Source organism: Agromyces sp. Y782, from assembly GCF_059445405.1.
The window spans coordinates 24,538-41,449 of sequence record NZ_JCAIUG010000001.1 but is presented as its reverse complement, the minus strand read 5'-3'; the positions used below and the strand labels follow the sequence as shown (position 1 = coordinate 41,449).

The 16,912-nt window shown below is 70.1% G+C and carries 13 protein-coding genes; 12 read left to right on the top strand and 1 reads right to left on the bottom strand.

Annotation, left to right across the window (positions count from 1 at the left end; all coding sequences use genetic code 11):
* The first annotated feature begins 138 nt into the window (after positions 1–138).
* From AC1C2S_RS00195 to AC1C2S_RS00185, 3 genes are read left to right on the top strand one after another with little or no spacing between them, the layout of a single operon-like run.
* The gene (locus tag AC1C2S_RS00195) at positions 139–1,125 is read left to right on the top strand and encodes a methylenetetrahydrofolate reductase (protein ID WP_495350525.1); all 987 of its coding nucleotides are present in this window, start codon (positions 139–141) and stop codon (positions 1,123–1,125) included.
* Positions 1,122–3,473 (top strand): 5-methyltetrahydropteroyltriglutamate--homocysteine S-methyltransferase, encoded by a 2,352-nt coding sequence (gene metE / locus AC1C2S_RS00190; RefSeq protein ID WP_495350524.1) that lies wholly within the window; start codon positions 1,122–1,124, stop codon positions 3,471–3,473. The genes AC1C2S_RS00195 and metE overlap by 4 nt, the downstream gene beginning before the upstream one ends.
* Before the next feature lie 13 nt (positions 3,474–3,486).
* Positions 3,487–4,380, top strand: a complete 894-nt coding sequence (locus tag AC1C2S_RS00185) for an alpha/beta fold hydrolase (RefSeq protein ID WP_495350523.1) — start codon at positions 3,487–3,489, stop codon at positions 4,378–4,380.
* Between the two features lie 49 nt (positions 4,381–4,429).
* On the opposite strand, the gene lexA is transcribed toward AC1C2S_RS00185, so the two are convergent.
* Positions 4,430–5,107: a transcriptional repressor LexA gene (gene lexA / locus AC1C2S_RS00180; protein ID WP_495353163.1), complete on the bottom strand. Its 678-nt coding sequence runs from the start codon at positions 5,105–5,107 to the stop codon at positions 4,430–4,432.
* Between the two features lie 269 nt (positions 5,108–5,376).
* On the opposite strand from lexA, the gene AC1C2S_RS00175 reads away from it, so the two are divergent.
* The 9 genes from AC1C2S_RS00175 to AC1C2S_RS00135 all read left to right on the top strand — a co-directional run bounded on the left by AC1C2S_RS00175 (position 5,377) and on the right by AC1C2S_RS00135 (position 16,907).
* Positions 5,377–5,778, top strand: a complete 402-nt coding sequence (locus AC1C2S_RS00175) for a LysM peptidoglycan-binding domain-containing protein (RefSeq protein ID WP_495350522.1) — start codon at positions 5,377–5,379, stop codon at positions 5,776–5,778.
* Positions 5,779–5,863: 85 nt separating this feature from the next.
* Positions 5,864–6,955: a histidinol-phosphate transaminase gene (locus AC1C2S_RS00170; RefSeq protein ID WP_495350521.1), complete on the top strand. Its 1,092-nt coding sequence runs from the start codon at positions 5,864–5,866 to the stop codon at positions 6,953–6,955.
* A complete protein-coding gene (gene hisB / locus AC1C2S_RS00165) occupies positions 6,952–7,566 on the top strand; it encodes an imidazoleglycerol-phosphate dehydratase HisB (protein WP_495350520.1) in 615 nt (204 codons plus the stop codon). The genes AC1C2S_RS00170 and hisB overlap by 4 nt, the downstream gene beginning before the upstream one ends.
* Positions 7,563–8,201 (top strand): imidazole glycerol phosphate synthase subunit HisH, encoded by a 639-nt coding sequence (hisH, locus tag AC1C2S_RS00160; RefSeq protein WP_495350519.1) that lies wholly within the window; start codon positions 7,563–7,565, stop codon positions 8,199–8,201. The genes hisB and hisH overlap by 4 nt, the downstream gene beginning before the upstream one ends.
* 98 nt (positions 8,202–8,299) lie before the next feature.
* Positions 8,300–9,046: a bifunctional 1-(5-phosphoribosyl)-5-((5-phosphoribosylamino)methylideneamino)imidazole-4-carboxamide isomerase/phosphoribosylanthranilate isomerase PriA gene (priA, locus tag AC1C2S_RS00155; RefSeq protein ID WP_495350518.1), complete on the top strand. Its 747-nt coding sequence runs from the start codon at positions 8,300–8,302 to the stop codon at positions 9,044–9,046.
* Positions 9,030–9,890 (top strand): SseB family protein, encoded by an 861-nt coding sequence (locus AC1C2S_RS00150; protein WP_495350517.1) that lies wholly within the window; start codon positions 9,030–9,032, stop codon positions 9,888–9,890. Before priA ends, AC1C2S_RS00150 begins: the two co-directional genes overlap by 17 nt.
* 142 nt (positions 9,891–10,032) lie before the next feature.
* Positions 10,033–11,454: a pyridoxal phosphate-dependent decarboxylase family protein gene (locus AC1C2S_RS00145; RefSeq protein ID WP_495350516.1), complete on the top strand. Its 1,422-nt coding sequence runs from the start codon at positions 10,033–10,035 to the stop codon at positions 11,452–11,454.
* A gap of 166 nt (positions 11,455–11,620) precedes the next feature.
* The gene (locus AC1C2S_RS00140) at positions 11,621–16,144 is read left to right on the top strand and encodes an ATP-dependent helicase (protein ID WP_495350515.1); all 4,524 of its coding nucleotides are present in this window, start codon (positions 11,621–11,623) and stop codon (positions 16,142–16,144) included.
* Complete coding sequence (locus AC1C2S_RS00135; protein WP_495350514.1) at positions 16,131–16,907, top strand: DNA-formamidopyrimidine glycosylase family protein; 777 nt, start codon at positions 16,131–16,133, stop codon at positions 16,905–16,907. The genes AC1C2S_RS00140 and AC1C2S_RS00135 overlap by 14 nt, the downstream gene beginning before the upstream one ends.
* The last annotated feature ends 5 nt before the right edge of the window (positions 16,908–16,912 follow it).

Here is a 16,912-nt window from a genome sequence, read left to right as displayed (position 1 = left end):
GATCTGTGATCGGCCCGAAGCCGACCACACGGAGCGACCGCCGAGCCCGGCACCCGCCCGCGAGACCTACCCGCCGTTCCGGCCGGGGGAGCGCGGCCTGCCGTGTTCGCCCCGTTGCCGCTCGCCAGCAGGAGCACCATGTCACCGACCTCATCCGATGCATCGGGCGACGACTGTCGGCCCAGGCTGCCGATCTCCTTCGAGCTCTACCCGCCGCGCACCGATGCCGCGGCGCTGGCCCTCGGTCGTACCATCGATCGGCTCGCCGAGGTCGATCCGGCGTTCATCTCGGTGACGTTCGGCGCCGGCGGCAGTTCCCGCGCGCGGTCCCTCACGGTGCTGCGATACATGCTCGAGCATACGCATGTCGAAGCGATGGCCCACCTCACGTGCGTGAGCTCCTCCCACGCCGAGGCCAACAGGCTCGTGCGAGAGTTCCTCGATGCGGGCATCACGAGCTTCCTGGCGCTGCGCGGCGACCCGCCGACCGATGCCGACCCCGATGCCGGCATCGGTGACCTCGGCAGCGCCGCTGAGCTCGTGCAACTCATCCACCGGGTGCAGGAGGAACGGGAGCCGTTCGGCCAGATCGGCGTGCCCGGAAATCCCGGGGCATCTCGTATCAGGGAACGGCCTCGCCCCGAACGTGTCGCGGTTGCGGCGTTCCCCAGCGGACATCCGCGATCGCGCGACGTCGGGCAAGACGTCGATACCCTGCTCGCGAAAGAGATCGCGGGTGCGAACCTCGCGATCACGCAGCTGTTCTGGCGTGCCGACGACTACCTCGGCTTCGTTCAGCGTGCCCGTGCGGGCGGCGTGACGATCCCCATCCTGCCGGGCATCATGCCCGTCACGACGCCCGCTCGCCTGGCCCGCCTGACCGAGTTGACCGCTGTCGAACCGCCGGCCGAGCTGGCGATCAACCTCGAGATCGAGCCGGATGCCGCGGCGCAGGCAGAGCTCGGCATCGCCTTCGCCACCCGGCTCTCCGCCGACGTGATCGCGGGTGGCGTCCCCGGCCTGCACCTCTATACCTTCAACCGCCATGAGGCCGTACTCGACGTCGTCGACCGGCTCGGGCTGCGAGCCGAGCGGCTCGCCGACGAAAGGAACACCGCACGATGACCACCCATGCCCCCGCCTTCCCGATCGCCACGATCCTGGGATATCCGCGCATCGGGCGCCGACGCGAACTGAAGCGAGCCGTGGAGGCGTTCTGGGCCGGTTCGATCTCCGCCGACGAACTCGAGCAGACGGCCGCCGAACTGCGAGCCGTGACACGTGAGCGCCTCGCCTCCCTCGGCCTGGCCCGCACGGATTCGGCGATTCCCGAGACCTTCTCGTTCTACGACCAGGTGCTCGATACCGCCGTGGCCGTCGGTGCGGTCCCGCCACGTTTCGCGAGGCTCGCCGATGAGCATGGGGGTATCGACCTCGCGGGGTACTTCACGATCGCCCGCGGTGTCGGCGACGACGCTCCGCTCGAGATGACCAAGTGGTTCGACTCGAACTATCACTACCTCGTCCCCGAGATCGCCCCCGACACCGACTTCTCCCTGCACGCCGAGCGGATCCTCGCCGAATTCGCCGAGGCGAAGGCCGCCGGCTTCGTGACCCGGCCCGTGATCGTCGGCCCCGTCACGTTCCTGCTGCTCGCGAAGGCGGCCGACGGGGCTCCCGAGAGCTTCCAGCCGATCGACCGGCTCGCCGACCTCGTGCCCGTCTACGCGGCGCTGCTCGAGGAGCTCGCCGAAGCAGGTGCCGAATGGGTGCAACTCGACGAGCCCGCCCTCGTGAGCGAGAGCATCGATGTCGCACGCGACCGGGTGCTCGAATCCGTCGCTGCGGCCTACGACGCGCTGGGCTCCCTCGAACGCCGCCCGGCGATCTTCGTCGCCGCACCATACGGCTCGCTCGACGACGCGCTGTCCGCCCTCGCAGCCACCCCGGTGGATGCGATCGGCCTCGACCTCGTGCGCGGCGTACTGCCCGCGTCGCTCGACCCGGCGACGGCCGAGTCGCTCGCGGCGAAGACCGTGGTCGCGGGCGTCATCGACGGGCACAACATCTGGCGCGGGGACCTCGCCGCCGCATTCGAGCAGCTCGAGGCCGCTCAGCGCCTCACCGCGACCGTCGCCGTCTCCACCTCCACCTCGTTGCTGCACGTGCCGCACGACGTCGACGACGAGGATGCGCTCGATGCACGACTCGTCGGCTGGCTCGCGTTCGCCGACCAGAAGGTCGGCCAGGTGGCCGCGCTCGGTCGCGGACTTGCGAGCGGGCGCGCCGCAATCGAGGGCGAGCTCGCCGCGGCATCCGCTGCCCTCGCCGATCGCGGCGGTGCGCCGGGTGTGCGCGTGCCGGTCGTACGCGACCGCGTCGCGTCGCTCACTGAGAGTGACTTCGCTCGCGCGAGCTACGACGAGCGTGTTGTGGCGCAGGCGTCCCTCGGCCTGCCCGAGCTGCCGACGACGACGATCGGGTCGTTCCCGCAGACCGGCGAGATCCGTCGCGCCCGCGCCGGCCTGGTGGGCGGCACGCTCACGGGTGAGGAGTACACCTCGCTCATGCGCGAGGAGATCGAGCGCGTCGTGCGGTTGCAGGAAGACCTCGGGCTCGACGTGCTCGTGCACGGCGAACCCGAGCGCAACGACATGGTGCAGTACTTCGCCGAACTCCTCGACGGGTTCGCGGTCACCAAGCACGGTTGGGTGCAGTCGTACGGCTCGCGCTGCACGCGTCCCTCGATCCTCTGGGGTGATGTCTCGCGGCCGGCGCCGATGACGGTCGAATGGTCCGCGTACGCCCAGTCGCTGACCGAGCAGCCCATGAAGGGCATGTTGACCGGCCCCGTCACGATCCTCGCCTGGTCGTTCGTGCGCGACGACCAGCCGCTCGGCGACACGGCGCGACAGGTTGCGCTCGCCCTGCGCGACGAGATCGCCGATCTCGAGGCAGCCGGTATCCGGGTCATCCAGGTCGACGAGCCCGCACTCCGAGAGCTGCTGCCGCTGAAGCGCGCCGACCAGCCCGACTACCTCGAGTGGTCGGTCGGTGCCTTCCGCCTCTCGACCGGCGGTGCGGCTCCGGCGACGCAGGTGCACACGCACCTCTGCTATTCGGAGTTCGGCGTCGTGATCGATGCGATCAAGAACCTCGACGCCGACGTCACTTCGATCGAAGCGGCCCGCAGCCGTATGGAGGTCGTCGACGACCTCGAGACGAGCGGCTTCGACCACGGCATCGGCCCGGGCGTCTACGACATCCACTCGCCACGAGTGCCGAGCGTCGACGAGGTGCAGGCGCTCCTCGAACGCGCAGCCGGCGCGATCCCCGCCACCCGGCTCTGGGTCAATCCCGACTGCGGTCTGAAGACGCGCGGCTACGACGAGACCGTCGAGTCGCTGCGGCACATCGTCGAGGCGACCCGTGCGGTGCGGGCCGGTCGCGCTGCCTCGGTACTCGCCGGGTAGCACGGGCGAGCGGATGCCGCGGCTCGCGACATCCGCTCCGCTGGCGTTCGGCCGACGCAGGGCTGGGGCTCAGCTGGTGCTCGGCCGACGCTCGGCTGGTGTCGAGGCGACGCACAGGCGCAGCGCGTACTTTGGTCGTATGCAACTTGCGGTCCACGAATCCGGCCGGGGTTCGCGAACCGCGGTCCTCATCCACGGCATCATGTCCGATTCCCGCGCGTGGCACCGAGTGACTGCCGAGCTCGAGGCGCAGGGGTTCCGGGTGCTCGCCGTCGACCTGACAGGTCATGGACGCAGCCCGCGTGCCGTGCAATACTCGCCCGCCGCGTGGGCGAGCGACGTCGTCGAGACGCTCACGCCGGTGCTCGACGGCCCACCCGATCTCGTCATGGGCCACTCGCTCGGCGGGCTGGTGGCGAGCCTCGTCGCAGATCGGCTCGCGCCTCGCGCGGCGATCTACATCGACCCGGCCTTCTCCTTCCCGAAGGGCGTGAAGGGGTGGGCGTTCAAGGCATTCTTCGCGATAGCGCCGAGGCCGCGCCGGTCGGCGCTGGTGCGCATGAATCCGAAGTGGAGTGCGGTCGACGTCGAGATCGAGCTCGCGACGCTTCGAGACTGGGACAAGCGCACCATCCTCGGTTTCACCGATACGCGACCGCTGGTGCCGCCCGTGCGCCTCGTCGCCCCTACTCTGGTGCTCCTGGCGGAGAAGAGCCTGCTCATCACGGCGAAGGTCGCCCGGCAGCTTCGCGGACAGGGCATGACCGTGGCGACCCTGCGCGGAACGGGGCACACCGTGTTTCGTGACGATCACGCCGGGTTCATGGATGCGGTGTTCGACTGGTTCAACGCGCTGGCGCCTGCCACGGTCGGAAGCGGTCTCGCCGCAGTCCGGACCGCGGCGTAGCGACCGGCCGTCGCCGGCCGCTCCATGACAGACCGGTGGGGTTGCCCGGTCAGACTGCTCGGAGCACCGCGACGATCTTGCCGAGCACCTCGGCATGGTCGCCGACGATGGGCTCGAACGCGCTGTTCCGCGGCAGCAGCCAGGTGTGGCCGTCGCGCTGGCGGAACACCTTCACGGTGGCCTCGCCGTCGAGCATCGCCGCGACGATCTCACCGTTCTCTGCGGTGCGCTGCGAGCGCACCACAACCCAATCGCCGTCGCAGATCGCGGCGTCGATCATGGAGTCGCCCACGACCTTCAGCATGAACAGCTCGCCTTTGCCGACCAGTTGACGGGGGAGCGGGAACACCTCGTCGATCTGCTGTTCGGCCGTGATCGGCACACCCGCGGCGATGCGGCCGACCAGCGGCACCATCGCTGCGTCGCCGACCGGGATCGGGTCGGAAGAGGTGACGGGTCGCTCGGTGACGCCCGGCAGCTCGATGAGCACCTCGAGTGCTCGAGGGCGGTTGGGGTCGCGCCGGAGGTACCCGGCGAGCTCGAGCTGGTTCAGCTGGTGCGTGACACTCGAGAGCGAGGAGAGCCCGACGTCGTCGCCGATCTCGCGCATGCTCGGCGGGTAGCCGCGGCTGGAGACCGAGCGCTGGATCATCTCGAGGATCGAGATCTGCTTGGCGCTCAAGCTCTTTCGGCGGCGTGGCCTGCCGGCCGCCTGCACGTCGTCGATGTCGGTGCTCAACGTCTTCGCCCCTCGTAGCGGCCGCCTCGCGGCCGGATGTCGGTGGTCTCTGGTCGACTCTCTTCCAGATATTCGAAACTGTATCCGCCCCGCGCGCGCTCGGCAAACATTTGTTCGAGTGTGTCGCGGAATCCGCTCGACAGAATTCCCCGCGTCTTCCCTTGCGTTGTTCGTCATTCGAATGTATGTTCGGAACAGAGTTTCGCATCCGGTTCTCCCGGCCGAGAGCCGGATGCGACTCCTACAGGAGGTGTGACATGAGTGCAGCGATCGCAACGACCGGCTTCCAGCCCCCAAGTGCCCTTCAGCGAGAGGAGGCGGCGTCGGTTGTTCCCGCGCGCACGCGGCTCCGACTGACGCGACGGGGCCGCATCGTGTTCACGTCGCTCGGCGCAGTTCCGCTCGTCGTGTGGGCATTCGTTGCGGTGATCGGCGCGGGCAGCGCCGCGGCCGACGTCGAATCCACTGGCGTCTCGTTCGAGGCTGCGTCGTTCGAATACACGACGGTCGGGCAAGGCGACTCGCTCTGGGAGATCGCCGAGTCGATCGACCCCGGGGCCGATGTGCGAGAGATCATCGCCGAAATCATGCGGCTCAACGGGCTCGATGACGCGGTGGTCGAACCCGGTCAGCGCCTTGCGCTTCCCGCCGCTCCGTGACCCGTGACCGTCTGAAGCGTCGGGGTTCCGCCGGTCGATGACGGCGCGTCCGAATGACCTCGGTGCGCATCGTTAGCATTGAAGGGTGACGAGTCTCGAAGACCTCCCCATCCGCGATGACCTTCGTGGTCGCACGCCGTACGGGGCTCCGCAGCAGGCAGTTCCGGTCGCGCTCAATGTCAACGAGAACACGCATCCGATTCCCGAAGACGTCGCACACGATGTCGTCGCCCGTGTCGCCGCCGCCATTCTCACGCTCAATCGCTATCCCGATCGAGAGTTCACCGAGTTGCGGCGTGCATTCGCCCGCTATCTGCGCCATGGCCTCGAGCCGGCGCAGATCTGGGCTGCGAACGGTTCGAACGAAGTGCTCCAGCACATCCTCCAGGCCTACGGCGGGCCGGGCCGCACCGTGCTGGGCTTTGCGCCGACGTATTCGATGTACGGCCTGCTGGCCTCCGGCACCGGCACCGAGTGGCTCACCGCCGGTCGTGATGACGAGTTCGAACTCAGTCCCGAAACGGCCGTGTCGGCGGTGCGAGAGCACGATCCCGACATCGTGCTGCTCTGCGCGCCGAACAACCCGACGGGTACGCCGCTCTCACTCGAGACGATCGAGGCGGTCGTCGACGCGGCGCGCGGCATCGTCGTCGTCGATGAGGCCTACTTCGAGTTCGCCGACCCCGGAACCCCGAGTGCGCTCACGCTGCTGCCGGGGCGGCCCCGGCTGCTCGTGTCGCGCACGATGAGCAAGGCGTTCGCGTTCGCCGGCGCCCGCGTCGGCTACCTCGCCGGTGATCCGGCCGCCATCGACGCACTTCGGCTCGTGCGACTGCCGTACCACCTCTCCGCGCTCACTCAGGCGGCTGCGCTCGGCGCCCTGGCGCACTCGACCGAGATGCTCGCGATGGTCGATGAGATACGCACCCAGCGCGAGCGCATCTCGGTCGAGCTCCTTCGACTCGGGTTCCACCCATATCGCAGCGGCTCGAACTTCGTGCTCTTCGGCGGGATCGACGACCCGCATGCGGTCTTCGATCAGTTGCTCGCGCGCGGCATCCTGATCCGCGAGATCGGCATCCCCGGTCACTTGCGCGTCACGGCCGGCACTGAGGCCGAGACCACCGCCTTCCTCGAAGCGATCGCCGTTTCGGCCCCGAATAGGATTGACTCATGACCGCAACGAGACCGCCGCGCACCGCCCGGGTCCAGCGCGAGACGAGTGAATCGAGCATCGACCTCTCGATCGATCTCGACGGCACAGGCGTGAGCGACATCGAGACGAGCGTGCCGTTCTACGACCACCTGCTCACGGCGTTCGCGAAGCACTCGCTCACCGACCTCACCGTGCGGGCACGCGGCGATATCGAGATCGACGTGCACCACACGGTCGAAGACGTCGGCATCGTGCTGGGGCAGGCCATCAAGCAGGCGCTCGGCGACAAGCGCGGCATCTCGCGGTACGGCGATGCCCTCGTGCCGCTCGATGAGGCGCTCGCACAGGCGGTCGTCGACATCTCGGGGCGTCCGTTCCTCGTGCACACCGGAGAGCCCACCGGGTTCGAGTACCACCTCATCGGCGGGCACTTCACCGGCTCGATGGTGCGGCACGTCTTCGAGGCCATCGCGTTCAACGCGGGCCTGACCGTGCACGTTACCGTGCTCGGCGGCCGCGACCCGCATCACGTCGCCGAAGCCGAATTCAAAGCGTTCGCGCGGGCATTCCGTCAGGCGAAGTCGTTCGACCCGCTCGTGTCCGGCGTTCCGTCGACGAAGGGCGCTTTGTGAGCCGCACCCGGCGCGTCGTCGTGCTCGACTACGGCTCGGGCAACGTGCACTCTGCCGCGAAGGCGCTCGAGCGTTCCGGCGCAGAAGTCACCGTCACCGCCGACCGGGCCGCAGCACTCGAGGCCGATGGTCTCGTCGTGCCGGGTGTCGGTGCGTTCAAGGCGGTCATGCAGCAACTGCACGCGGTTCGCGGTGAAGAGATCATCGATCGGCGACTTGCCGGCGGCCGGCCGGTGCTCGGCATCTGCGTGGGCATGCAGGTGCTGTTCGAGCGGGGCGTCGAGCGTGGCGTCGACACCGAAGGACTCGGCGAATGGCCCGGCATCGTCACCGAGTTGCCTGCCGCGGTACTGCCGCACATGGGTTGGAACACGGTCGAAGCGGGTGAGGGCTCCGCGCTCTTCGCGGGCATCGAAGACGAGCGCTTCTACTTCGTGCACTCGTTCGCAGCGCAGCAGTGGCTGCTCGACGTGCAGCCGCCGTTCCCGAAGCCCGCGCTCACGTGGGCCGAGCACGGCGGTCGGTTCCTCGCGGCCGTCGAGAACGGACCGCTGTCGGCGACCCAGTTCCATCCCGAGAAGTCGTCGGGGCCCGGCATCCGCTTGCTCGCCAACTGGCTCGGCACGCTCGACTGAGCCCATCGGCGTCACGTGCACGTCGCCGCGACGTGGTCGGACTAGGATGCTGTGACTGTGCCGATTCGCAGGCGCGACCGCGATCTCTAGGACAGTGAATGAGTGAATTCAACAAGACCCCCCGCCTGGTTTTGCTTCCGGCCGTCGATGTGGCCGGTGGCAAGGCGGTGCGCCTGACGCAGGGTGAGGCCGGCACCGAGACCAGCTACGGCGACCCCGTCGACGCGGCCGTCGATTGGGCCGATCAGGGGGCCGAGTGGATCCACCTCGTCGACCTCGACGCGGCGTTCGGTCGCGGCTCGAACGCGGGCGTGCTGAAGAAGGCCATCCGCCAGGTGCGTGGCGTGAACGTCGAACTCTCCGGTGGCATCCGCGACGACGAGTCGCTCGAGCATGCCCTCGAGATCGGCGCCAAGCGCATCAACCTCGGTACGGCAGCGCTCGAGAACCCCGAGTGGGCGGCGTCCGTCATCGCTCAGTACGGCGAGGCGATCGCGATCGGGCTCGACGTGCGCGGCACGACGCTCGCCGCGCGTGGTTGGACGCAGGACGGCGGTGACCTCTGGCAGGTCATGGAGCGCCTCGAAGAAGCCGGCGCCGCCCGATACGTCGTCACCGACGTCACGAAAGACGGCACGCTGCAGGGCCCGAACCTCGATCTGCTGCGCCAGGTGATGGACCGCACGCACCGCCCGGTCGTGGCATCGGGGGGCATCTCGAGCCTCGACGACATCGTCGCCCTCCGCGAGCTCGTGCCGCTCGGCCTCGAGGGTGCCATCGTGGGCAAGGCGCTCTACGCCGGTGCATTCACGTTGGCCGAGGCGCTGGATGTCGCTTCGCAGTGACCCCGGCGCCGAGCCGGGTCGCGGTGAGACGGATGCCGCGGCATCCGTCGACTCGCAGTCGGCTGCCGGTGCCGGTGCTGGTACCGACTCCGCCGGCGTGCCGTGGGCTGGGCGGGCGTTCCAGTCGAACGCGCATGCCGCCGACGACGGCCGGGCACCGGAGGCCCTCGCCGCCGCGCTGGACGGTTTCCGCGCGGGCACGATCGGCCAGGCCGCCGTTGTGGCGGAGTTCGCCCGATCGCGTCTCCTGATCCCGCTCCTCGCCGAACTCGGAACCGGCGGTGCGGAGACGGGCGCGCACGGCCTCGCTGTCGACAAGAGCCAGGAGCTCTCGATCGTCACCGTCGAGGGGCCCGATGGGCGCAAGGTGCTGCCGGTGTTCGCCTCGGTGCAGGCGATGTCGCGATGGAACCCCGTGGCGCGGCCGGTGCCGGCCGACGGTGTGCGGGTCGCCCTCGCCGCCGCTGACGACGGCACCGATCTCGTCGTGCTCGACCCGGGCTCCGCGACCGAATTCGTGCTGCGGAGGCCGGCGCTCTGGGCGGTCGCGCAGTCGCAGGACTGGCATCCGCCGTTCGAATCCCGAGAGGTCGAGGCCGCATTCCGTCGTTCGATCGACCGGGAGCTCGCGGTGCTCGGTGTGACCCTCCTCGCAGGCGACCCCGACGCGCGACTCGCCGGTCCCGAGCTCGTGGTGCGCCTGGAGCTCATCGGTGGGCTCAGCCGGGACGAGCTGGACGCGACGACGGCGCGTCTTGCACGTCGGTGGGCGGCCGACGACGTCATTGCGACGTCGGTGGATTCGCTCACGGTCAGACTCGTGGGTGGCGCACCGCTCGCCTGATCGCCCGTCTGCCGATTGCGTGGGCGCTGGCGTGGCATCGCGCGGGCGGATGCGTCTGTCGCCTGAATGGGGCCGTTGACCGTTCCCCCTGCAGCGGCGCACAATCGGGTTGTGCGTGCGGCGCACGGAATCCAGGTGCGGCATGGATGGAACGACATCGCCGACCGGTGGCGACACCGCGTACGACGAAGTGCTCGAGGCTGCCGGTCGTCACGCACGGGAGTGGCTGTCGGGGGTGGGCGAGCGCCGGATTCCGCCGCGCGCGACCCTCGATGAGATCAAGGACCGACTGGGGCGCGAGCTGCCCGTGATCGGTGAGCCAGACCTCGATGTTCTCGTGCGGCTCGCAGAGGGCGCCGAGCCGGGACTCATCGCGATCGGGTCGCCTCGCTTCTACGGTTGGGTGATCGGCGGCACGCAGCCGGTCGCGCTCGCTGCAGACTGGCTGGTCTCGGCGTGGGATCAGAACACGGGACTGCGAGCGATCACTCCGGGTGCGGTCGCCGTCGAGGAGCTCGCGGGGGAGTGGCTCCTCGAGATCCTCGGATTGCCGGAGGGCAGTGACGTCGGGTTCACGACCGGGGCGACGATGGCGCAGTTCTCGTGCATGGCGGCCGCTCGAAACGAGGTGCTGCACCGCGTCGGCTGGGATGTCGAGGCCGATGGGCTCGCCGGTGCGCCGGCCGTGCGGTACATCGCCGGTGAAGAGCGGCACGGCACGGTCGACCTGGCGGCGCGTTATCTCGGCCTCGGGGCGCCGGCGACGGTACCGGCCGACGGGCAGGGGCGCATCCGCGTCGACGAGTTGAGCGCTGCGCTCGCAACGGGCACGGGCCCGGCGATCGTCGCCCTGCAGGCCGGCAACATCCACTCGGGCGCATTCGACGACTTCGCCGCCGCGATCGAGGTCGCCCATGCCGCCGGCGCTTGGGTGCACGTCGACGGCGCGTTCGGGCTGTGGGCGGCGGCGTCCTCCGCGCTCCGCCACCTCGTGGCGGGATTCGAAGGGGCCGACTCCTGGTCGACCGATGCGCACAAGACCCTCAATGTGCCCTATGACTGCGGCATCGCCATCGTGCGCGATGCTGCGGCGATGCGCCGCGCGCTCGGCATGCACGCGAGCTACCTGCAGGCGACGGACGTCGGTGCGGACCCGCACGAGAAGGTGCCCGAGCTGTCGCGCCGCGCGCGAGGGGTGCCGACGTGGGCGGTGCTGCGTTCCCTCGGCCGCACGGGGGTCGCGGGCCTCGTCGACGGCCTGGCCGAATCGGCCCGTGCCATCGCCGACGGCCTCGGCCGGCTTCAGGGCGTCGAGGTGCTGAACGACGTCGTGTTCACACAAGTGTGCATCGCGCTCGATGACGACGCGGCGACAGCCGCGCTCAGCGAGCGGCTGTGGTCCGACGGCGAGGTGCTCGCGATGACCTCGCGCTGGCGGGGTCGCACCGTCGTGCGGTTCTCGGTGAGCAATTGGCGCACGGATGCCGCGCAGGTCGCGCGCACGGTCGAAGCCGTCTCCCGTGCCCTCGCCGCGATCCGCGCGGAGACTCCGTCGGTCGAGTAGCCTTCCCCGTCGGTCGAGTAGCGCCCTCCCCGCTGGTCGAGTAGCGCCTTCCCCGCTGGTCGAGTAGCGCCTCCCCGCTGGTCGAGTAGCGCCCGACGAAGGAGGACGCGTATCGAGACCCCACAACGCTCAGCCCGCAGTCGGCGGCATCCGCTTGAATGGAGTCATGACGGAAGCGCTCGACGCGTTCTCGCCTGCGACGCGGGCGTGGTTCACCGAGTCCTTCAGCGCGCCCACCGCGGTACAGCGCGGCGCCTGGCAGTCGATCTCCCGTGGCGAGCACTCGCTGGTCGTCGCACCGACCGGTTCCGGTAAGACGCTCGCCGCGTTCCTCTGGGCGATCGACCGACTCCACCACGAGGGGGCCGACGCGAGCACCACGGGCACCCGGGTCATCTACCTCTCGCCGCTGAAGGCCCTCGGCGTCGACGTCGAACGCAACCTGCGGGCACCGCTCGTGGGCATTGCGCGCACGGCCGCCGCCCATGGTCTCGAGGTGCCCGAGGTGTCGGTGGGGGTCCGCTCGGGCGACACGCCACCGGCCGAGCGACGCTCGCTCGTCGCGCATCCGCCCGAGATCCTCATCACGACCCCCGAGTCGCTCTTCCTCATGCTCACTTCGGCTGCACGCGAGACGCTCCGCGCTGTGCAGACGGTCATCGTCGACGAGATCCACGCGCTCGCAGGCACCAAGCGCGGCTCGCATCTCGCGCTCTCGCTCGAACGGCTCGACGAGCTCACGGCGCAGCCGGTGCAACGCATCGGGCTGTCGGCGACGGTGCGTCCGCACGAAGAGGTCGCCCGGTTCCTCGGTGGCACGCGGAAGGTCACGATCGTCGCCCCAGCCTCGGGCAAACGGTTCGATCTCAAGGTCACGGTGCCGGTCGACGACCTGTCGGACCTCGCAGGCGAGACGAGTGCCGGTTCGGTCTGGCCGCACGTCGAAGAGGCGATCCTCGACGAGGTGCTCGCCCATCGCTCCACGATCGTCTTCGCGAACTCGCGTCGTCTCGCCGAACGGCTCACGGCGAGGCTCAACGAGCTGTGGACCGAGCGCACCGCCGAGCCCGTCGACGCACTCGTCGAGTCGCTACCCATCAGCCGCACCCCCGCCGAAGCGGTCGGCGCCTCGGGCATCACGGGTGGTGCCCCGCCGGTCATCGCCCGCTCGCACCACGGTTCGGTCAGCAAAGAGGAGCGCGCCCTTGTCGAAGACGACCTGAAGTCGGGCCGGCTCCGCTGCGTCGTGGCGACGTCGAGCCTCGAACTCGGCATCGACATGGGCGCCGTCGACCTCGTGATGCAGGTCGAGTCGCCGCCGTCGGTCGCGAGCGGCCTGCAGCGCCTCGGTCGTGCCGGTCACCAGGTCGGGGAGGTGTCGAAGGGGCTCATCTTCCCGAAACACCGTGCCGACGTGCTGCACTCGGCGGTCGTCGCCGAACGCATGATCGGTGGCGCGATCGAAGCACTGCGCATTCCCGCCAACCCGCTCGACGTGCTCGCGCAGCAGACCATCGCCGCGACCGCGCTCGACGAGTGGGACGTCGAGGCGTGGTTCGAACTCGTGCGCCGCGCGGCGCCGTACGCGGCGTTGCCGCGGTCGGCGTTCGACGCGACCCTCGACCTGCTCGCGGGCCGGTATCCGTCCGACCGCTTCGGCGAGCTTCGCGCTCGTATCGTCTGGGATCGCGATGCCGGCACGATCGTCGGCCGACGCGGTGCTCAGCGCCTCGCGGTCACGAGTGGCGGCACGATTCCCGATCGTGGTCTGTTCGGCGTGTTCATGGTCGGCGAGGCCGGCCCCGGCCGTCGGGTCGGCGAGCTCGATGAGGAGATGGTCTACGAGTCCCGGGTCGGCGACGTCTTCGCGCTCGGCGCAACGAGCTGGCGCATCCAAGAGATCACGCACGACCGGGTGCTCGTGGCGCCGGCTTTCGGCGAGCCTGGACGGCTTCCGTTCTGGAGGGGCGACGGCATCGGGCGCCCGGCCGAGCTCGGAGCTGCGATCGGCGCCTTCATCGCCGAGCTCGCGAGTGCACCGACATCCGATGCCCTCGTACGCAGTCGCGCCGCCGGGCTCGACGAGCGTGCAGCGATCAACCTGGTGAAGTTCATCGACGACCAGCGCGCGGCGACCAGAGTGGTGCCCGACGCGACGAACCTCGTGGTCGAGCGGTTCCGCGACGAGCTCGGCGACTGGCGCATCGTGCTGCACTCGCCCTATGGCATGCGGGTGCACGCACCGTGGGCGCTCGCCATCGGGGCGCGCGTGCGCGAGCAGAGCGGCGTCGACTCGAACGCGGTCGCGAGCGACGACGGCATCGTGCTGCGCATGCCCGACACCGGCGACGATCCGCCAGGCGCCGAACTCTTCGCGTTCGAGCCGGCGGAGCTCACCGAGTTGGTCACGGCGAATGTCGGTGGTTCGGCATTGTTCGCGGCACGATTCCGCGAGTGCGCGGCCAGAGCGCTCATCCTGCCCCGCAGCAACCCGGGCAAGCGGTCGCCGCTCTGGCAGCAGCGGCAGCGCGCCTCGCAACTGCTCGAGGTGGCCCGCGACTTCCCCGAGTTCCCGATCGTGCTCGAGGCGGTGCGCGAGTGCCTGCAAGACGTCTACGACCTGCCGGCCCTCACACGACTCGCCGAGCGCATCGAGCGGCGAGAGCTGCGCTTCGTCGACGTCACCACCGAGTCGCCGAGCCCATTCGCCTCGAGCCTGCTCTTCGGGTACGTCGGCGCGTTCATGTACGAGGGCGACGCCCCGCTCGCCGAGCGGCGGGCGGCGGCGCTCTCGCTCGACCCGGCACTCCTCGCCGAGTTGCTCGGCACCGTCGAGCTGCGCGAGTTGCTCGACCCAGAGGTGGTCGACGAGGTCGAGCGCATGCTCCAGCGACTCCATCCCGAACGTGTCGCACGCGGCGAAGAGGGCGTCGCAGATCTGCTCAGCGATCTCGGGCCCCTCACGGCCGACGAGGTCGCCGAGAGAGTCGATGACGAGACGGATGCCGCCGCGGCCCTCGCCTCGCTCGTCGAGACCCGCCGTGCGGCGCCCGTGCGCTTCGCCGGGGAGTCGTGGTTCGTCGCGGTCGAAGACGTCAGCCGGCTGCGCGACGCCCTGGGTGTGCCGATCCCGCCCGGACTGCCAGAGGTGTTCGGCGAGCCCGTGCGCGACCCGCTCGGAGACCTCGTCGCCCGGTTCGCCCGCACACACGGGCCGTTCACCGTTCACGCGGTGGCAGCACGGTTCGGCATCGGCCAGGCCGTGGCATCCGCCGCCCTCGCTCGATTGGGCGGTGAGCGGCGGGTGGTCGAAGGCGAGTTCCTGCCGCACGGGTCCGGTCTGGAGTGGTGCGACAGCGGTGTGCTCCGTCGCATCCGTCGCCGTTCGCTCGCGGTGCTCCGCAACGAGGTCGAACCCGTCGAACCGCGCGAGTTCGCGCGCTTCCTGCCGGCGTGGCAGCACGTCGGTGGGCGGCTCACCGGAGTCGACGGCGTCGCCGCGGTCATCGAGCAGCTCGAGGGGGCTCGCATTCCCGCCTCGGCATGGGAGGCCTACGTACTGCCCGCACGGGTTGCCGACTATCGGCCCGGCATGCTCGATGAGCTGACCGCGGCAGGCGAAGTGCTCTGGGCGGGCGCCGGGTCGCTCGCCGGCGACGACGGGTGGATCAGCCTCCACCTCGCCGAGGCGGCCGAGCTCACCCTGCCGACGCCGGCATCCGCACCGCTCGACCCGCTCGAGTCCGAACTCATCGCGGTACTCGGAGGCGGCGGCGGCTTCTTCTTCCGGCAATTGGCCGAGGCTGTCGGGTCCGAAGACGACCGCGCTCTCGCCGACGCACTGTGGCGGCTCGTCTGGGCGGGGCTCGTGACGAACGACACCTTCGCCCCGGTGCGCGGAATGCTCACCGGCGGCGGAGCGCACAAGACTGCGGCGCCGACGCCTCGGGCGAGGCTGCGTGCCGGGTCGCTCTCACGGCGTTCGCTGGCGGCCAGCGTGCAGGCCGGGCGCACGGCAGCGGCGCGCGCCAACCCGCCACGGGCAGCGGGTCGATGGTCGGTGCTGCCGCTCGCAAGCGCTGCCGCGACGCTGCGCGCGCACGCTCTCGGTGAGGCATTGCTCGAACGCTACGGCGTGGTCACCCGGGGCTCGGTCGTGGCCGAAGGCCATCTCGGCGGCTTCGCGCTCGCGTACCGCACTCTGTCGGGCTTCGAAGACTCGGGCCGGGTGCGCCGCGGGTATTTCATCGACGGGCAGGGCGGTGCGCAGTTCGCCACGGGTGCCGCCGTCGATCGGCTTCGCGCCGCACCGAAGGGTGAAGCCGTCGCGCTCGCCGCGACCGACCCTGCGAACCCGTTCGGTGCGGCACTCGACTGGCCCGAGACAGCCGGCGAGGGCGGGCATCGCCCTGCCCGCAAGTCGGGTGCATTCGTCGCGATCGTCGACGGCGAGGCGGTGTTCTACCTCGAGCGCGGCGGGCGCACGGCGCTCGTGTTCACCGAAGACACCGACGCGTTGTCCGCGGCATCCGCGGCCCTCGCCGCCGCTCTCACCCGCGGGCGCTCAGAGCGCCTCCGTGTCGAGACGGTGAACGGCGCTCCGGTGTTCGGTTCGGTGCTCGACCGGCCGCTGCGCGCCGCGGGCTTCCGCGAGACTCCCCGAGGGCTCCGGTTCGATGCCCGAGGGTGATACCGTCTTCCGCGCTGCACGCCAGCTCGACGCCGTGCTCGCCGGGCATGTGGTGACGCGCTCCGACTTCCGCGTGCCGGCGTTCGCGACCGTCGACCTGGCCGGAGAACGCGTCCATTCGGTCGCCAGCCGCGGCAAGCACCTGCTGATGCGCATCGGTGATCAGGTGGTGCACTCGCACCTCAAGATGGAGGGGGAGTGGCGGGTGTTCCGCCCAGGCGAGCACTGGCGTCGGCCGGCCTGGCAGGCGCGCGCGATCATCGAGGTGACGGATGCCTCGGCAGTCGGTTTCGACCTCGGCACCCTCGAGGTCTTCCCGGCAGGCGAAGAAGCGCAGCGGCTCGCGTATCTCGGCCCCGACCTGCTCGGCGACGACTGGAACGCCGATGAGGCGGTGCGTCGCCTCGCAAGCTCTCCTGAGACGCCGATCGCGGTCGCGCTCGGCGAGCAGCGCAACCTCGCCGGCCTCGGCAACGTCTACGTCAACGAGCTCTGCTTCCTCCGTGGCATCCTGCCGACGCGGCCGGTCGCCGAGGTCGACCTCGAACCGCTGGTGGCGCTGGCCAGCCGGGTCATCCGTGCGAATCGCGAGCGTGCGGTGCGCACGACGACCGGTGATACCCATCGCGGCCGGCAACTCTGGGTGTACGGCCGTGGCGGTGAAGCCTGTCGGCGCTGCGGCACGCGAATCGAGCACGGCCGACTCGGGCGCAACGATCTCGAGCTGCGTGAGACGTGGTGGTGCCCGAACTGCCAGCGCTGACGCAC